Source organism: Sphingomonas sp. GW821-FHT10F09, assembly GCF_058809195.1.
Genome location: NZ_JBXASI010000003.1, coordinates 245,828 through 263,712, shown reverse-complemented (window position 1 = coordinate 263,712; position 17,885 = coordinate 245,828). Strand labels below are relative to the sequence as shown.

Here is a 17,885-nt window from a genome sequence, read left to right as displayed (position 1 = left end):
CCATGCGCCTTACCGCATATTTGCTGTCGGCAGCGACGATCGCGATTGCCACGCCCGCCCTGGCGCAGAACACGTCTCCGGAACAGGCGACCCCCGCGACGCAGACGACGTCGGCTGCCGCGGGCGCCTCGGTGACGCAGGATCAGGCCGACGTCAGCGATATCGTCGTCACCGCGCAGGGCCGCGCGCAGGCGCTCGCCGACGTGCCGGTCGCCATCTCCGCTGTCTCCGCCGAGACGCTGCAGAATTCGGGTGCGAACGACATCCGCCAGCTCAACCAGCTTGCGCCGTCGCTGCTCGTGTCGTCGACCGGATCGGAAGCCAATGGCTCGGCCCGTATCCGCGGCATCGGCACGGTCGGCGACAACCCCGGCCTCGAAAGCTCGGTCGCGGTGTTCATCGACGGCGTCTACCGCTCGCGCTCGGGTATCGGCCTCACCGAACTGGGCGAGATCGACCGGGTCGAGGTGCTGCGCGGCCCGCAGGGCACGCTGGGCGGCCGCAATTCGTCGGCGGGCCTCATCAGCATCGTCAGCAAGGCGCCGTCCTTCCAGGGCTTCACCGGCGGGGCGGAGGCGACCTACGGCAATTACAATTTCTATCGCGTCGCCGGCAATTTGAACCTGCCGCTCGGCGAGACGATCGCGGCGCGCGTCGATGGCGTTTACGTCAAGCGCGACGGCTTCTACCGCGACTATACCAACAACACCGACGTCAACGATCGCGACCGCTATTTCGTGCGCGGCCAGCTGCGTTTCGAGCCGAGCGCCGACATCAGCTTCCGCCTGATCGGCGACTACACGAAGCGCGACGAGAAATGTTGCGCGGCGACCTATGTCGACCGCTCGGTCAACCAGGCGATCGGCAACCTCAACGAGCCGCTGGCCTCGGTCAACGCGGGGCTGGGCTCGGTGAATTCGAGCGGCCTCGCCGGCAGCAGCGGCAACAACATCGTCAACGTCATCCGCGACCTCGGCCAGCCGCTCAATCTGGTCAATCGGCCGGGCTACAGCCGCGACGTCTCGGTCAGCCAGGGCCGCAGCTTCGCCGGCACGACCAAGGACTGGGGCGTCTCGGGCCAGCTCGACTGGAACTTCGGCAGCACCCGGCTGACCTCGATCACCGCCTATCGCGACTATGATTCGTCGCAGGGGTCGGACACCGACTACAGCCGCGTCGACATCCTCTATCGTGCCGCCAACGGCAATGCGGCGCGCCGTTTCCGCACCTTCACGCAGGAAGTCCGCCTCAACGGGTCGCTGTTCAACGACAAGCTCGACTGGCTGGTCGGCGGCTTCTTCGCCAACGAAGACCTGCGCGTGCTCGACAACCTGCGCTTCGGGCGGGACTATGGCCGTTTCGCGACCTGTCGCCTGATCTCGGGCGGGGCGCTCGCCGGCTTCTACTCGCCGACCTCGGCGGGCTGCATCACCGCGGGCGGCCGCGGCGCGCTGTCGAGCGCGGCGGGGCCATTCGGCGCGGCCGGCGCGACCATCGTGCGCGCGATCGACACGCTGGACGCGATCAACGACAAGGGCTCGACCCGCGACGTCTACAACCAGAACAGCCGCAACTGGGCGCTGTTCACGCACAATATCGTCCACCTCACCAACACGCTCGATCTGACGCTGGGCGTGCGCTACACCAACGAACGCAAGAAGTTCGACGCCGCGTTCACCAACGACAACACCGGTTGCGTCGCCAACCAGCAGGCGCTGACGCCCTTCCTGTCCAACGCTGGGCTCGCCGCCGTCGCGGGTGGCATCATCGGCCTGTCGTGCCAGGGCAATTCCACCTCGGAACTGAACGGCGTCACGATCAACAGCCAGCGCAAGGAGGATCAGTTCACCGGCACCGGCATCCTGTCGTGGAAGCCGATCGACGACCTGCTCGTCTACGGCAGCTATTCGCGCGGCTACAAGGCGGGCGGGTTCAACCTCGACCGTTCGGCGCTGAAGCTGCCGACCTTCTCCTTCGCCTCGCAGGGCGGCGCGCAGGCGTTGGTCGGCGCGCTCCAGTTCGCGCCGGAGACGGTCAATTCGTTCGAGATCGGCGCGAAATACGGCACCGGCCCGTTCACGCTGAGCGTCGCGGCCTTCCGTCAGGACTTCAAGAACTTCCAGCTCAACACCTTCGACGGCAGCGTCTTCATCGTCCAGAACATCAACGGCTGTTCGACCAACCTCAACGGCGCCGACCGCGACCAGAGCAAGTTCACCGCCGCGAGCAATTATAACGCCGCGGCCGGCACCAGCGGCGCCTGCCCCTCGGGCGACGTCGGCTATGGCGTCCGGGCGCAGGGCGTCGAACTCGAGGCGACGCTGGCACCGGCGCGCGACGTGCGCGTGTCGCTGGGCGCGACCTTCACCGACACCGGCTATCGCGACAATCTGGTGGGGACCGGCGCCGGTGCGCCGCTCAACCAGTCGCTGCGCAAGCTGCCCGGGCAGCGGCTGTCGAACTCTGCGGATATCGTCACCACCGCCTCGGCATCGTGGACGCCGCAGATCGGCGGCGGCTATTCGGCGCTGTTCTACGCCGATACCCGCGTGACGAGTGACTATAACACCGGCTCCGACCTGTTCCCGCAGAAGACGCAGGACGGCTATGCCATCGTCAACGCGCGCATCGGCCTGCGCACCCCGGACGAGAAGTTCAGCCTGGAATTCTGGGGCCAGAACCTGTTCAACATCGATTATGCGCAGGTCGCCTTCAACTCGCCATTCCAGGAAGGCGGCACGTCGGCGGCGTTCCAGGATCCGCAGTATCCCGGTTCGCGCCAGCTGTTCTCGCAGTTCCTCGCCGAGCCGCGCACTTACGGCGCGACCATCCGCGCCCGTTTCTGATCCCACGAGGCAACGACCAACTGGGCCGGCCGCAGCGATGCGGCCGGCCCTTTCTTTTGGCATCCGTCCCGCTACGTCTTCGCTGCGCCGCAACATGGTTGCCGCTGCGACCGGAACCGACACCCGGTGGGAGCGATTGGGAACGCCAAAAGGGGAAAGCCGCTGATCTTCGATTCCTTGCTCGTCAAACTGGCGCTGATCGGTGTGCTCGGCATCGGCGCGCAATGGATCGCGTGGCGCACCGGGCGGCCGGCGATCGCGCTGATGCTGATCGCGGGCGTGCTCGCCGGGCCGGTAACGGGGCTGATCGATCCGCAACGCGACTTCGGCGCGTTGCAGCAGCCGATTATCAAGCTCGCGGTCGCGGTGATCCTGTTCGAAGGGGGGCTCAGCCTCAACTTCCGCGACCTGCGCCATGCCGGATCGGCGGTGCTGCGGCTGGTGGTGATCGGCGTACCGGTCGGCTGGGTGCTCGGCACCGCGGCCGCCTTTTACGGGGCGGGGCTGCCGCTCGGCATATCGGCCTTGTTCGGCGGCATTCTGGTGGTGACCGGGCCGACCGTGATCGGCCCGATGCTGCGGACCCTGCGTGTCCCTGCGCGGGTGCGCGACACGCTGAAATGGGAGGGGATCGTCAACGACCCGATCGGTGCGCTGCTCGCGGTCGCGATCTATGCATATATCACCTATGTCGGTCCCGACCGCAGCGTCGTCGCGATCGGGTTCGACGTCGCCGCCGCGACCCTGGTCGCCGGGTTGATCGGCGTCGGCCTCGGGTTCGGCCTGACGACCGCCTTCCGCCGTGGCTATATCCCCGAATATCTGAAGGCGCCGAGCGTCCTCGTCACCGTCATCGCCGGCTTCGTCCTCGCCGACCTTATCAAGCATGAGACGGGGCTCATCACCGTCACCGTAATGGGCGTGGTGCTCGCCAACCGACAGACCCAGTCGACCGCCGCGCTCAAGCATTTCAAGGAGGACCTCGCCGTCCTCCTGATCTCGGGCGTGTTCATCATCCTGTCGGCGACGCTGCAATGGAGCGTGATCGAACGCTTCCAGGCGCGCTTCCTGATCTTCCTGTTCCTGCTGCTGTTCGTGGTGCGGCCGGTGACAGTGCTCGCCAGCCTTGCCTTCTCGAAGATGCCACGGCGCGAGCGACTGTTCGTTGCCTGGATCGCGCCGCGCGGCGTGGTGGCGATCGCGGTGACGAGCCTGTTCGCGCTGCGGCTGGAGGATTTCGGGATGAAGGACGCCGATGCGCTGGTGCCGCTGGTGTTCGGCGTCGTCGTCGCGACGATCTTCGCGCACGGCTTCTCCGCCGGCTGGGTGGCGCGCCGGCTCGGGATCGACAAGGGCAAGGGGGAGGGGGTGCTGCTGGTCGGCGCCAACAGCTTCACCACCGCCTTCGGTGTCGCGCTACAGGCGCTCGGGCTGAAGGTCACCGTCGCCGACACCGCGAAGTTCGCGCTGCGCGCCGCACGCAAACAGCAGTTGGAGGTACATCGCGGCGACATCCTCGACGAGGTGACGCAGGACACGCTCGACATGCTCCAGTTCCAGCATGTCATCGCCGCGACCGACAGCGATTCCTACAATGCGCTGGTCTGCGGCGATCTGGGGCCGGAGGTCGGCACCGACAAACTGACGCAGACCGGCGTCGACGAGGATCGCCGCGCCCGCGGGCGTGGACGGGTACTGCTGGAGGGCGGCGAGACGGTCGACGAGTTGCAGCAGCGGGTCGCGGCGGGCTGGTCGTTCGGCCGCACCCGGATCACCGACGTCCACACCTACGACGCCTATCGCGCGCGCCTCGCTCCGGCGGCGGAACCGGTCGCGGTGCTCAAGCCCGACCGGCGCCTGCTGCTCTTCTCGACCGGCCAGCGGCCCGTGGTCGAGAGCGGCGACACGATGCTGACCTTCGCGCCGCCGAGCGTGGCCTAGGGCCAATCGACATTCAGCCCTGACGACCTGCAAACGGCGGTTTTGCGCGCTTCCGGTGCTCACGTACCGATAGTACGCTGCGCTCCGGGTCACGCAAAAACCACCGTTTTCGGCACGTCATCATCCGAATGTCGATCGGCCCTAGGTCAGGCCGCCACGTCGATCGATTCGCCCGCCGCGGCGGTGCGCAGGCGCTTTTCCAGCGTCTTCAGCCGCGTCGGTGCGACGATCCGGTCGCCGGTCAGGTCGGTGACGTAGAAGGTGTCGACCGCGCGCTCGCCATAGGTGGCGACATGCGCGGAATGCAGCGTCACCTTCGACTGGAACAGCGCCTGCGCCAGCTGGTTGAGCAGCGCCGGCCGGTCGCGGGCGTTGACCTCGATCACGGTGAAGCGGTTCGAGGCGCGGTTGTCGATCAGGACGTTGGGGACGATCTCGAACGCGTCGGCGCGGGTGCGCGCGGCGGGCTTGGCGACCAGCCGGTCGGCGAGCTTGCCGCGATTGGCGAGCGCATCCTCGATCGCGGTCCTGAGCCGCCCCAGCTGGCTGAGGTCGTCGAACGGGCGACCGAACGGGTCCTGCACGAGGAAATTGTCGATCGCCATGCCGTCGCGCGTGGTGTGGATGCGCGCGTCGATAATGTTGCCGCCGGCGACGTGGATCGCGCCGGCGATGCGATAGAACAGGCCCGGATGGTCGGCGGCATAGATCGTCACCAGCGTCGCGCCGCGTTCCGAATAGACCTGCGCGTCGATCGACAGCTGCGCATCGCCGGCGGCGGCGATGAAGCGGGCGTTGTGCGCGAGCACGTCGTCGGGCTCGGCGATCCAATACGCCTCGGGGAAGCGCCGGACGAAGGCGGCGAAGCGCGCATCGTCCCAGCCGAGCGTCGCCTGCAGATTCTCCTGCCGCGTCGCGATCCGTTCGCCGCGACCGCGCTGCTTGTGGCCGAGGCGCAGCACCTCTTCCGCCGCCTCGAACAGGTCGGAGAGCAGCTGGCGTTTCCAGCCGTTCCACGTCCCCGGTCCGACCGCGCGGATATCGACGATCGTCAGCACCAGCAGCAGCCGTAGCCGTTCGGGGCTCTGCACCACCTCGCAGAAATCGAGGATCGTCTTGAAATCGCTGAGGTCGCGCTTGAACGCGGTGGCCGACATCAGCAGGTGCCAGCGCACCAGCCACGCCACCGTCTCGGTCTCGGCCGGGCTCAGGCCGAACCGCGGGCAGAGGCGCTCGGCGACCTCCGCGCCCAGGATCGAATGGTCGCCGCCGCGCCCCTTGGCGATGTCGTGCAGCAGCACCGCGACGTACAGGACCCGCCGCGACACGATGTGCCGGATGATCGCGGAGGCGAGCGGATGATCCTCCTTGAGCTCGCCACGCTCGATCCGCGCCAGCAGCCCGATCGCGCGGATCGTATGCTCGTCGACGGTATAATGGTGGTACATGTCGAACTGCATCTGCGCGACGACCCGGCCGAAATCGGGCACGAAGCGGCCGAACACCCCGGCTTCGTTCATCCAGCGCAGCACCAGCTCGGGATCGCGCGGGCTGGTCAGCACGTCGAGGAACAGGGCGTTGGCGCGGGGATCGCGGCGGTGGCGGGCGATCAGCCGCGCGTCGCGGTTCGCCGCCCGCATCGCCAGCGGATGGATCTCGACGCCGTGCAGGTCGGCGAGCTGGAAGATCTCGATCAGCCGGACCGGATCCTCGATGAAATAATCGTCGCGCGGCAGCGCCAGCCGGCCGCGATCGAGCACGAAGCCCTGCAACCGGCCCGGGCGCCGCCGGATCGTCGGCAGCCCGAACCGCCGCCCGCGTGCCGCGAACCGTTCGTCGAGATGCGCGAGGAACACGCCGGTCAGGTCGCCGACCGTCTTCGCCTGCAGGAAGTAATATTGCATGAACCGCTCGACCGCGGGTTTGCCGGGGCGATCGGAAAAGCGCATCCGCGTCGAGATCTCGCGCTGCACGTCGAAGGTCAGCCGATCCTCCGCCCGGCGGGTGACGCTGTGCAGGTGGCAGCGCACCGCCTGCAGGAAATTGTCGGCGCGGTGGAACAGCGTATATTCCTCCGCGGTCAGCAGCCCGGCAGCGACCAGATCGGCACCCCGCTGCACGTCGTGGATGTATTTGCCGATCCAGAACAGCGCATGCAGGTCGCGCAGCCCGCCCTTGCCCTCCTTGACGTTGGGTTCGACGACATAGCGGGTGTCGCCCATCTTGCGGTGACGCGCGTCGCGCTCGGCGAGCTTGTCGGCGATGAACTGGCGCTCGGTGCCGTGCTGCACCTCCGCCTTGAAGCGCGTCGCCGCCTCGTCGTACAGACTGGTGTCGCCGGTGACGTAGCGCGCCTCCAGCAGTGCGGTGCGGATCGTCACGTCGGCCTTCGACTGGCGCACCATCTCGTCGAGCGAACGGCTGGAATGGCCGATCTTCAGCCCGATGTCCCAGAGCGCATAGAGCATCGATTCGATGACCTGCTCCGCCCAGGGCGTCTGCTTGCCGGGGGTGAGGAAGCCGATGTCGACGTCGGAATAGGGCGCCATCTCTGCGCGGCCATAGCCGCCGACCGCGATCAGCGTCAGGCGCTCGCCCGCGGTCGGATTGGAGATCGGATGCAGCCGCTGCGTCGCGACGTCGAACAGCACGCGCAGCAGTGCATCGGTAAGATAGGCCTGCGCGGTCGACGCCTCCAGTCCGCGCGACGGATGCGTCGCGAGCCGCCGCTCGATTTCGGCCCGCCCCTCGACGAGCGCGGTTTTCAGCGTCGCCGCGACCTGCGCGCGCAGGGCGGCATCGCTGGCATCGATCGCCGCGATCCGCTCGGCGAGCGCGCGCCGGTCGATGATCGTGCGACGGTTGGGGATGTGATCGAAACGGCCTGCCACACGCGACGCTTACCGTCCCGATCGCCGGCTTGCCATCCCCCGCGGCGTTTACTTCGCAGCCGGCAGGGGCATCGCATCCAGCCGCGTGGCATGGTCGGCGATCGGCTTCAACCCGGGGGCGATCGTCATCGCCCGGTGCATCGTCGCCCGCGCGCCCGCGATGTCGCCCTTCGCCTCCTGCGCCTCCGCGAGGCTGTCGAACGCATTGGCCGATGTCGGGAAGGCGTCCGCGGCGAGCCCGAACACGGTCACCGCGGCGTCGACCTGTTTCCTCTCGAGCAGGCGATAGCCGAGCGCATTCAGCTCGTCCTCGCGGATGTCGTAATGTCCGGGCTGTGCAGTGCGTTGCGTCGCGAACCAGCGGCGCGCGGCGGTGGGGTCGTTCAGCCGTGCGTAGAGGTCGCGGCCGATCGGCGGCTTGACGGGGGCCGCATCGCCGCCGATCGCCAGCTGCGCCAGCGCCTCTTCGTTGACGTCGGCGCTGTCGTCCTCGCTGTTGTTGGTCAGCTGGACGATGGTGACGCGGCTGTCCGGATAAGAGGCCAGATTGGCCTTGAACCCCCGCCAGTCGCCGTCGTGATTGTAGCGGCGGGCCCCGTTCGATGCCGGTTTCAGCTTCAGGCCATAGCCATAGGGATAGGTCCTGCCATCGGTCAGGCGCACCGGGGTGATGGCGCGGCGCCAGTACGCAACCGGCACGACGCGGCCGCTCGGCAGCGCATTCTCCCAGATCAACAGGTCGGACACGGTGGAATAGATGCCGCCCGCGCCCCGCACGTAGAAGCCGGGCAATTGTTCGTTGGGTCGGCGCGTGCCGTCCGCGGCAGGGCGGAAGCCCCATGCCCGCGGGGCGATCGACGCTTCGTTGGCGGGGGTGCGCACGCGCGTGTGCGTCATGCCCAGCGGACCGAAGAACCGGCGTTGCAGATAAGCGTCGAACGGCTCATCGGCGACCGCCTCGACCAACGATGCCGCAACCATATAGGCGGTATTGTTATAGGCGAAGGCGCTGCCCGGCGGTGTGCGGAGCGGCAGGCCTTTTGCGGCCAGCATCGCGACCACCTCGCGGCCGGTCAGTGGCGCGCTGTGTTTGCCGCTGCGCAGCAGGGCGCCGTAGGAATCGAGCATGTCGGGAATCCCCGACGTGTGGTTGAGCAATTGCTCCACCGTCACGTCACGATAGGGAAAATCGGGCAGATAGGTCGTGACGGGGGCGGCAAGCGACAACTTGCCCGCGGCCGCGAGCGTCAGGACCGCCATGGCGGTGAACTGTTTCGATACCGAACCGATGTCGAACGCATGGTCCGGCGTCAGCGCGTTGCGGGCGCTATCGCCGGCATCGCCCACCGCGCCGCGAAACACCGGCTTGCCATCCCGCGCAACGATATAGGCACCGTTGCACACTGCCAATGCATGGCATTGCGCCAGATAGTCGCGGATACGGGTTGGCACGGTGTCGGCCGGTCGGGCCGAGGCCGGAACGGCGGCGACCAGCGCGACGCCACAGGCGAACGATGCCAGGCGCATGAAGTGTATCTCCCCAGTGTGTATTGGTGTAATATACGAGCAACACACAAGGGGTCAATCCGGCTCAGTCGGGGGTGGCGATCGCCAGTGCCTTCAGCCGGTACAATGTATCGAGCGCCTCGCGCGGCGTCAGCGCATCGACGTCGAGCACCTCGACCGCGCTGCGGATCGCATCGCATTGCTCCTCTTCGGCGACCTGCGCCGCGGCGAACAGCGGCAGGTCGTCGAGGCCCGCCGCCAGTCCGCCGGTCTTGGCGCGCCCCGCCTCCAGCTTCGCCAGCACCGCCTTTGCGCGCGCCACCGTCGCCGGCGGCATGCCCGCCAGCCGCGCCACCGCGAGGCCGTAGCTGCGATCCGCCGGTCCGGTGCTGAGTTCGTGAAGCAGCACCAGCTCCCCCTTCCATTCGCGCGCACGAACGTGGTGCAGCGTCAACGCCTCGCAGCGTTCCGCCAGCCGGGTCAGCTCGTGGTAATGCGTCGCGAACAGGCAGCGGCAGCGATTGTCCTCATGGATCGCCTCGACCACTGCCCAGGCGATGGCGAGCCCGTCATAGGTGCTGGTGCCGCGTCCGACCTCGTCGAGGATGACGAAGCTGTTGGGCGTCGCCTGCGCGAGGATCGCCGCGGTCTCGACCATCTCGACCATGAAGGTCGACCGCCCGCGCGCGAGATTGTCCGACGCGCCGACGCGGCTGAACAGCCGGTCGACCAGCCCCAGGGTCGCGCTGGTCGCGGGAACATAGCTGCCCGCCTGCGCCAGCACCGCGATCAGCGCATTTTGGCGCAGGAAGGTCGATTTGCCACCCATGTTCGGGCCGGTGACCAGCCACAGCCGCGAATCCGGGGTCAGCGTGCAATCGTTGGCGACGAAGCGGTCGCCCGATTTCGCCACCGCCGCCTCGACCACCGGGTGCCGGCCGCCCACGATATCGAAACAGGCATGATCGGCGAGCGCGGGCCGCGCCCATTGCCCTTCCGATGCACGCTCGGCGAGCGCGGCGGCGACGTCGATTCGTGCGAGTGCGTCGGCAGTGGCGGCGACGCCCTCGCGATGCGCCAGCGCGGCGGCGGTCAGTTCTTCCAGATGCGCGGCCTCCGCGGCGAGCGCATGCGCGCCCGCCTGCGACACGCGCGCCGCGACCTCGTGCAGCGCCGGCGTGTTGAAGCGGACGACGCCCGCCAGCGTCTGGCGATGCGTGAAGCCGCTGTCGGGCTGCATCAGCGGATCGGCGAACCGCGCCGGTACCTCGACATGATAGCCGAGCACGTTGTTGTGGCGGATCTTGAGGGTGGCGATTCCGGTCGCGGCCTTCATTTCCGCCTCCAGCGCGGCGATCGCCTTGCGCCCGCCCGCGCCCGCATCGCGCAGGTCGTCGAGCGCGAGGTCGTAACCCGCGGCGATATAGCCGCCGTCGCTCGCCTCGATCGGTGGCGAGGGTACGAGTGCGCGCTTGAGCAGGTCGATCAGCGCGCCATGGCCGCGCAGCTTCGGCGCGACCCGATCGAGCAGCGCGAGCGGCGCGTCGATCTTCGCCAGCCGTTCGCCGAGGTGCCACGCACCATCAAGCCCGTCGCGCAGCTGCCCGAGATCGCGTGGCGACCCGCGCCCCGCCGCCAGCCGCCCGATCGCGCGGCCAATATCGGGCAGGGCGCGCAACGCACCGCGCACCTGTTCGCGCTGGCCGGCGGCATCGTGGAAATACTGGACGAGATCGAGCCGCGCATCGATCGTGGCCCTGTCCATCAGCGGCGCCCCGAGATCGGCGGCGAGCAGCCGCGCGCCGGCGCCCGTCACCGTGCGGTCGATACAGTCGAGCAGGCTGCCCTTGCGCTGCCCGCCGGTGGTGCAGGTCAGCTCCAGGCTCTCGCGCGTCGCCGCGTCGATCGCCATCGTCTCCGCCGCCTGCGTCAGCCGGGGCGGGCGGAGGAAGGGCAGGGCGCCCTTTGCGGTATGTTCGAGATAGGCGACGAGGCCGCCCGCCGCGGCGAGGCCGGCGCGGCTGAACTGGCCGAAGCCGTCCAGCGTGGCGACGCCGAACAGCGCCTTCAGCCGGGTTTCGCCGGTGCCGCTGTCGAAACCCTGCTTCGGGCGCAACGTCGTCGCGGCATGGCCCTGCTCGCCCGCCTCGGACGCGACCACCTCCGCCGCGCCCAGCCGCGCCAGTTCGGCGTCGAGCGCCGCTGCCGAACAGTCGATCACCTCGAACCGTCCGGTCGACACGTCCGCCGCGGCGATCGCCACCGCACCCCCCGCCTCACCGATCGCGACGCACCAATTGTCCTGGCGCGCGTCGAGCAACGCCTCTTCGGTCAGCGTGCCGGCGGTGACGACGCGCACGATGCCGCGCGCCACCAGCGCCTTGTAGCCGCCGCGCGCCTTGGCCTCGGCGGGCGTCTCGGTCTGTTCGGCGATGGCGACGCGATGCCCGGCCTTGATGAGCCGCTGCAGATAGGCGGTGGAGGCGTGAACCGGCACGCCGCACATCGGAATCTTCTCGCCCTCATGCTCCCCGCGCGACGTCAGCGCGATGTCGAGCACCTGTGCGGCGATCCGCGCATCGTCGAAGAACAGCTCGAAGAAATCGCCCATGCGATAGAAGAGCAGGCAATCCTCCGCCTCCGCCTTCAGGCCGAGATATTGCGCCATCATCGGGGTGGGGGTGGTCATGCGGGCTCAGTCTGTGTTGCGGGCGCCGTGGCGGATGGACAGGATCGTCACCACGTCGCCGGCAAGGGTGTAGGAGATGATGTACGGTGGTGCGGTCGTCAGTTTCAGCACCCCATGCTCGGTAGGTCGGCCGCGTCGCGGATAATGGATGAGGCTGTCGCCCAGATCGGCAATTCGCGTCCTGATCCGCCGTGCCGCGGTGGGATCGAATTGCTGGATGTAGAGGGTGATGCCATCGAGATCGTCAAGCGCCTTTCGACGCCAGATGACCTTAACCATCCTGTGCGGAGAGCCACTCCGCGAAGGGGACGTGCCCAGGCTCACCCCAGGTCTGCAACCATTGTCGGACGACGATATGATCCACGCCGTCGCCGGACCCATATCCTGCCTTGGCTCGCGCGAAATCCTCGACCGTGGGGAGGGGAAGCGATTGCGATGAGAATCCGGCCTCGTGCTTCATGTGTCTTGCATAAGGCTTCGCGCCTTGGGTTGAAAGCCCCGCCCGAACCGGCCAAGAGCCGGACAGTCAGCCCGTCAGCGAGGTCCCATGTCCGACGAAGCGTCCATCCAGTTCTCCGAGCGCGAGGCGCTGCTGTTCCATTCGGAGGGGCGTCCCGGCAAGATCGAGATCATCGCATCGAAGCCGATGGCGACGCAGCGCGACCTCGCGCTCGCCTATTCGCCCGGCGTCGCGGTGCCGGTGCAGGCGATCGCCGACGATCCGTCAACCGCTTACGATTACACGGCGAAGGGCAATCTCGTCGCGGTCATCTCGAACGGCACCGCGATCCTCGGCATGGGCAATCTGGGCGCGCTCGCGTCCAAGCCGGTGATGGAGGGCAAGGCGGTGCTGTTCAAGCGCTTCGCCGACGTCGACTCGATCGATATCGAGTTGAAGACCGAGGATGTGAATCGCTTCATCGACGCGGTCGAGCTGATGGAGCCGACCTTCGGCGGCATCAATCTCGAGGATATCAAGGCGCCCGAATGCTTCATCATCGAGCAGACGCTGCGCGAGCGGATGAATATCCCGGTCTTCCATGACGACCAGCACGGCACCGCAATCATCTGCGCCGCGGGCCTCATCAACGCCTGCCTGCTGACCGGGCGGCGGCTGGACGAGGTCAAGATCGTCGTCAACGGCGCAGGCGCGGCGGCGATCGCCTGCACCGAGCTGATGAAGGCGATGGGCGTGCGCCACAACAACGTCATCATGTGCGACCGGACGGGCGTGATCTATCAGGGGCGCGAGGACGTCAACCAGTGGCAGTCGGCGCATGCCGCGGTCACCGACCGCCGCAGCCTGACCGAGGCGCTGGACGGTGCCGACATGTTCCTCGGCCTGTCCGCCGCAGGGGCGCTCAAGCCCGAGATGGTCAAGGACATGGCGCCCTCGCCGATCATCTTCGCGATGGCCAATCCCGAACCGGAAATCCGCCCCGAACTGGCCAAGGCGGCGCGCCCCGACGCGATCGTCGCCACCGGCCGTTCGGACTATCCGAACCAGGTGAACAACGTCATCTGCTTCCCTTTCATCTTCCGCGGCGCCCTCGACGTGCGCGCGACCGGCATCAACGATGCGATGAAGATCGCCGCCGCCAATGCCATCGCCGAACTGGCGCGCCAGCGGGTGCCCGAAGAGGTCGCCATGGCCTATGGCGTGCAGCACAGCTTCGGCCCCGAATATATCATCCCGTCGCCGTTCGATCCGCGGCTGATGGAGCTGGTGCCGACCGCGGTCGCCAAGGCAGCGATGGATTCGGGCGTCGCGACCAAGCCGATCATCAACATGGACTCCTACCGGCAGACTTTGCGGGCGCGGCTCAACCCGACCACGTCGGTGCTCAGCCTGGCGTACGAAGGCGCCCGCGCGCGCCCGAAGCGCGTCCTGTTCGCCGAGGGCGAGGAGGAAGTGGTGCTGCGCGCCGCCATCTCGTTCAAGGAGGGCGGCTATGGCACGCCGGTGCTGGTCGGCCGCGACGACGTCTATGATCGCCTGAAGGCGCTGGGCGTCGCCAATCCGCAGGAATATGAGGTCCACAACAGCCGCCATTCGCCGCTGGTCCCGAAGATGGTCGACTTCGTCTATGGCCGGTTGCAGCGCCGCGGGTACCTGCGCCGCGACGTCGAGCGGATGATCAACCAGGACCGCAACGTCTTCGGTGCGGCGCTGCTCCAGCTCGGCGAAGCGGACGTGATGATTACCGGCATCACCCGCACCTGGGCGGAATCGATGCGGCAGGTGAAGCGCGTCATCGATCCCGAGGCGGGGCGCACCCCGTTCGGCATCCACGTCCTCGTCGGGCAGAGCCACACCGTCTTCATCGCCGACACCACGGTCAACGAGCGTCCGACCGGCGAACAGCTCGCCGATTTCGCCGAACAGACCGCGCAGGTCGCGCGCCGCATGGGCCACGAACCGCGCGTCGCGATGCTGAGCTATTCGACCTTCGGCAATCCGAAGGGCGCGTGGGTCGACAACATCCGCGACGCGGTGTCGGTGCTCGACGGTCGCAACGTCGGCTTCGAATATGAAGGCGAGATGCCGCCCGACGTCGCGCTCAACCCGAAGCAGCTGGCGAACTATCCGTTCGCGCGCCTCTCCGGCCCCGCCAACGTCCTCATCATGCCCGGCCTGCAGTCGGCGCATATCGCCGCCAAGCTGCTGCGCGAACTGGGCGGCGAAAGCGTGATCGGCCCGATGCTGATCGGCATGGAAAAGCCGGTGCAGATCGCGCCGATGACCTCCACCGCGAGCGAGCTGGTGACGCTGGCGGTGCTCGCGGCGGGCGGCATCGCGCGGTAGGTCCGCGTAACCGGAATGCCGCTCGCCCGCTTGTCATTGCGAGGAGCGAAGCGACGCGGCAATCCAGAGCCGCACGCGTGCCGCTCTGGATTGCTTCGCTGCGCTCGCGACGACGACGTCCTGTCGGGCCTCGCCGTCAGGCGTCGATGCTCGTCCCCAGCGCGGCATGGACCAGGCCGCCATCGACGGTGATCGTCTCGCCGATCACATAATCCCCAGCGCGGCTGGCGAGGTAGATGGCGGCACCGGCCATGTCCTCGTCGGTGCCGATGCGGCCGGCGGGGATGCCGCGGGCGATCGTGTCGCCGTGATCGCGGGCGGCCTTGTTCATCTCGCTCGGGAAGGCGCCGGGGGCGATCGAGGTGACGTTGATCGCATCCCTGACCAGCCGCGCCGCCATCCGCTTGGTCAGATAGATCAGCGCCGATTTCGACGCGTGATAGCTGTACGTCTCCCACGGGTTCAGGCGTTGGCCGTCGATCGAGGTGATGTTGATGACCTTCGCCGGCCGGCCCGGCGTCCCCGCCGCCTTGAGCAGGCCGTGCAGCGCCTGCGTCAGGAAGAAGGGCGATTTGACGTTGAGGTCCATCACCTTGTCCCAGCCGCTTTCCGGGAACTCCTCGAACGGTACGCCCCACGCCGCACCGGCATTGTTGACGAGGATGTCGAGCCGCTGTTCGTGTGCCGCCAGCTGCTCCGCGAGCGCCTTGCATCCGGCGACGGTGCTGACGTCCTGCGGCAGGGCCACGCAGCTCGGGCCGAGTTCGGCGGCGGCGTCCGCGCACGCGCCGGCCTTGCGCGAAGAGATATAGACCTTCGCACCCTGCGCGATGAAGCCGGCGGCGATCATCCTGCCGATGCCGCGGCTGCCGCCGGTGACGAGCGCGACCTTGCCGTCGAGGCGGAAGAGAGTGCTGGTATCCATCGATATGTCTCCGGTTTCAGGCCGTCGTTGCTGCTCTGCGCTGCGCGCTCGATCGGGAAAATGCGGCAGGGATCGCGTCAGCCGCCGCGCTTCATAGTTTCGCGGGCGATGATGACCTGCTGGATCTGGCTGGTGCCTTCGTAGATGCGGAACAGGCGAACGTCGCGGTACAGGCGCTCGATGCCATAATCGGCGATATAGCCGGCGCCACCGTAGATCTGCACCGCCTTGTCGGCGACGCGGCCGACCATCTCCGACGCGAAATACTTTGCCGCGGCGGATTCGAGCACGACGTCCTCGCCGCGGTCCTTCTTGCCCGCCGTCTCCAGCACCATCGCGCGCGCGACCAGCGCCTCGGTCTTCATGTCGGCGATCATGCCCTGGATCAGCTGGTGGCCGGCGATCGGCTGGCCGAACTGGCTGCGGCCGCCGGCATAGGCGACGCTGTCGGCGATCAGCCGCTCCGCCACGCCGACGCAGACCGCGCTGATGTGCAGCCGCCCGCGATCGAGCACGCGCATCGCGATCTTGAAGCCTTCGCCCTCCGCGCCGAGCCGGTTGGCGGCCGGTACGGGGACGTCGTCGAAATGGACGTCGGCGACCTTGGCGCCCTTCTGTCCCATCTTCTTCTCGGGCTCGCCGATGGTGATGCCGGGCAGGTCCTTCGGCACGAGGAAGGCGGAGACGCCGCGCGCACCCTTGTCCTCGCCGGTACGCGCCATCACCGTGAACAGCTGCGCCTTGTCGGCATTGGTGATGTAGCGTTTGGTGCCGGACAGGCGATAGATGTCGCCCCCGTCACCGTCTTTCGCGCGCACCGCGCGCGTCTTCACCGCCCCGGAATCGCTGCCGACATCGGGCTCGGTCAGCGCGAAGCTGGTGACGATCTCGCCGCTGGCGATCTTCGGCAGCCATGCCGCTTTCTGTTCGTCGGTGCCGGCCATCACCAGCCCCTGGCTGCCGATCCCGACATTGGTGCCGAAGGTCGAGCGGAATGCCGGCGTGGTACGCCCCATCTCGATCGCGACACGGCATTCCTCGACCATGTCGAGCCCCAGTCCGCCGAATTCCTCGGCGATCGACAGGCCGAACAGGCCCATGTCCTTCATCTCGGCGACGACCGCGTCGGGGATCGCATCCGCCTCTTCCACCGCCGCCTCCAGCGGTCGCAGCCGTTCGGCGACGAAGCGGCGGACGGTGTCGATGAGGGCGTCGAACGTGTCGGGGTCGAGGGCCATGTCGGTTCCAGTGAGGCGGGGGCGGTTGATCCGCTGCGATGGGTATAGCGGGACCGCTCCGGCTGCAAACCCGAATTTCGAAAAGCGATCGGTTGACCCGTCTAAGGCCCATACTATGATTGCCGAAAACATAAGGGAGCCAGGATGCGGTTTGCAGGAAAACGCGCGGTCGTCACCGGCGGCGCATCGGGTATCGGCCGGGCGACCGCGCTGCGGCTGGCCGACGAGGGCGCCAGCGTTGTCGTCGCCGATATCGATGCCGAGGGCGGAGAGGCGCTGGCCGCCGCGTCGCAAGGGCGCATCGTCTTCCGGCATACCGACGTGACGCAGACCGACCAGATCGAGGCGCTGATGCACGCGGCGGATGCGGCGGGCGGGCTCGACATCCTGTTCAACAACGCCGGCGCCGGCGGTGCGCGCGAGCCGATCGACCAGATCGCCCCCGACGACTGGGACCGGACGATGGCGCTGCTGCTGCGCTCGGTCGCGCTCGGCATCCGTTATGCCGCGCCGCTGATGGCGCAGCGCGGCGGCGGCGCGATCGTCAACACCTCGTCCGTATCGGCACTTGGCACCGGCTATGCGCCGACCGCCTATTCGACCGCGAAGGCGGGGGTGCTCCACCTCACCAAGATGGCGGCGGCGAACCTCGCGGGATCGCGCATCCGGGTGAATGCGGTCGTCCCCGGCTTCGTGCTGACCGGCATCTTCACCCGCAATCTCGACCTCGACGCAGGGCGGCGCGAACAGGCGGATGCGATGATCGCGCGGAGCGCCGCCAAGGCGCAGCCGATCCAGCGCGCCGGCCGGCCGGAGGATATCGCGGCGGCGGTGGCGTTCCTCGCCGGCGACGATGCGGCGTTCGTCACCGGCACGCATATCCTCGTCGACGGCGGCCTGACGATCGGCACGCGCGGCAGCTGGGATCCGGCCGAACCGTCGTTGCTGACCGCATTGGCCGCGATGGCATGAGCACCCGCGCCGAACCCCTCTCCGCGACGGTCGCCGGCCATGCCGCGGTCCCGCCCGCCCGCCGGCTACGC

10 protein-coding genes are annotated in these 17,885 nt (G+C 68.0%); 4 read left to right on the top strand and 6 right to left on the bottom strand.

What is annotated here, in order from left to right; all coding sequences use genetic code 11:
- Positions 1-2 precede the first annotated feature (2 nt).
- Entirely contained in the window at positions 3-2,846 is a 2,844-nt protein-coding gene (locus AC1RTO_RS11875) for a TonB-dependent receptor (RefSeq protein ID WP_493161047.1), read from the top strand.
- Between the two features lie 177 nt (positions 2,847-3,023).
- On the top strand, positions 3,024-4,787 hold the full coding sequence (locus AC1RTO_RS11870; RefSeq protein ID WP_493161046.1) for a cation:proton antiporter: 1,764 nt from the start codon (positions 3,024-3,026) through the stop codon (positions 4,785-4,787).
- Positions 4,788-4,933: 146 nt separating this feature from the next.
- On the opposite strand, the gene AC1RTO_RS11865 is transcribed toward AC1RTO_RS11870, so the two are convergent.
- From AC1RTO_RS11865 to AC1RTO_RS11850, 4 genes are all read right to left on the bottom strand, one after another.
- Positions 4,934-7,678, bottom strand: a complete 2,745-nt coding sequence (locus tag AC1RTO_RS11865) for a [protein-PII] uridylyltransferase (RefSeq protein WP_493161045.1) — start codon at positions 7,676-7,678, stop codon at positions 4,934-4,936.
- Positions 7,679-7,726: 48 nt separating this feature from the next.
- Positions 7,727-9,205: a serine hydrolase gene (locus tag AC1RTO_RS11860; RefSeq protein ID WP_493161044.1), complete on the bottom strand. Its 1,479-nt coding sequence runs from the start codon at positions 9,203-9,205 to the stop codon at positions 7,727-7,729.
- A 64-nt stretch (positions 9,206-9,269) separates the two neighbouring features.
- Entirely contained in the window at positions 9,270-11,855 is a 2,586-nt protein-coding gene (mutS, locus tag AC1RTO_RS11855) for a DNA mismatch repair protein MutS (protein ID WP_493161207.1), read from the bottom strand.
- A gap of 24 nt (positions 11,856-11,879) precedes the next feature.
- A complete protein-coding gene (locus AC1RTO_RS11850; protein WP_493161043.1) occupies positions 11,880-12,152 on the bottom strand; it encodes a type II toxin-antitoxin system RelE/ParE family toxin in 273 nt (90 codons plus the stop codon).
- A 268-nt stretch (positions 12,153-12,420) separates the two neighbouring features.
- On the opposite strand from AC1RTO_RS11850, the gene AC1RTO_RS11845 reads away from it, so the two are divergent.
- Positions 12,421-14,679 carry an NADP-dependent malic enzyme gene (locus AC1RTO_RS11845; protein WP_293872976.1) on the top strand — a complete coding sequence of 753 codons (2,259 nt, stop codon included), beginning with the start codon at positions 12,421-12,423 and terminating at the stop codon, positions 14,677-14,679.
- A 136-nt stretch (positions 14,680-14,815) separates the two neighbouring features.
- On the opposite strand, the gene AC1RTO_RS11840 is transcribed toward AC1RTO_RS11845, so the two are convergent.
- Both AC1RTO_RS11840 and AC1RTO_RS11835 read right to left on the bottom strand, forming a co-directional pair.
- Entirely contained in the window at positions 14,816-15,604 is a 789-nt protein-coding gene (locus AC1RTO_RS11840) for an SDR family oxidoreductase (protein ID WP_493161042.1), read from the bottom strand.
- Between the two features lie 77 nt (positions 15,605-15,681).
- The gene (locus AC1RTO_RS11835; protein ID WP_493161041.1) at positions 15,682-16,842 is read right to left on the bottom strand and encodes an acyl-CoA dehydrogenase family protein; all 1,161 of its coding nucleotides are present in this window, start codon (positions 16,840-16,842) and stop codon (positions 15,682-15,684) included.
- Between the two features lie 144 nt (positions 16,843-16,986).
- Here AC1RTO_RS11835 and AC1RTO_RS11830 point away from each other — a divergent pair, with 144 nt between their 5' ends.
- Positions 16,987-17,814 carry an SDR family NAD(P)-dependent oxidoreductase gene (locus AC1RTO_RS11830; protein ID WP_493161040.1) on the top strand — a complete coding sequence of 276 codons (828 nt, stop codon included), beginning with the start codon at positions 16,987-16,989 and terminating at the stop codon, positions 17,812-17,814.
- Positions 17,815-17,885: the final 71 nt, after the last annotated feature.

Bases quoted from the DNA above. Each gene is read 5' to 3' on its own strand.
- AC1RTO_RS11850 (WP_493161043.1), bottom strand. From the start codon at position 12,152: ATGGTTAAGGTCATCTGGCGTCGAAAGGCGCTTGACGATCTCGATGGC.
- AC1RTO_RS11845 (WP_293872976.1), top strand. From the start codon at position 12,421: ATGTCCGACGAAGCGTCCATCCAGTTCTCCGAGCGCGAGGCGCTGCTG.
- AC1RTO_RS11830 (WP_493161040.1), top strand. From the start codon at position 16,987: ATGCGGTTTGCAGGAAAACGCGCGGTCGTCACCGGCGGCGCATCGGGT.
- AC1RTO_RS11875 (WP_493161047.1), top strand. From the start codon at position 3: ATGCGCCTTACCGCATATTTGCTGTCGGCAGCGACGATCGCGATTGCC.
- AC1RTO_RS11835 (WP_493161041.1), bottom strand. From the start codon at position 16,842: ATGGCCCTCGACCCCGACACGTTCGACGCCCTCATCGACACCGTCCGC.
- mutS (WP_493161207.1), bottom strand. From the start codon at position 11,855: ATGATGGCGCAATATCTCGGCCTGAAGGCGGAGGCGGAGGATTGCCTG.
- AC1RTO_RS11860 (WP_493161044.1), bottom strand. From the start codon at position 9,205: ATGCGCCTGGCATCGTTCGCCTGTGGCGTCGCGCTGGTCGCCGCCGTT.
- AC1RTO_RS11840 (WP_493161042.1), bottom strand. From the start codon at position 15,604: ATGGATACCAGCACTCTCTTCCGCCTCGACGGCAAGGTCGCGCTCGTC.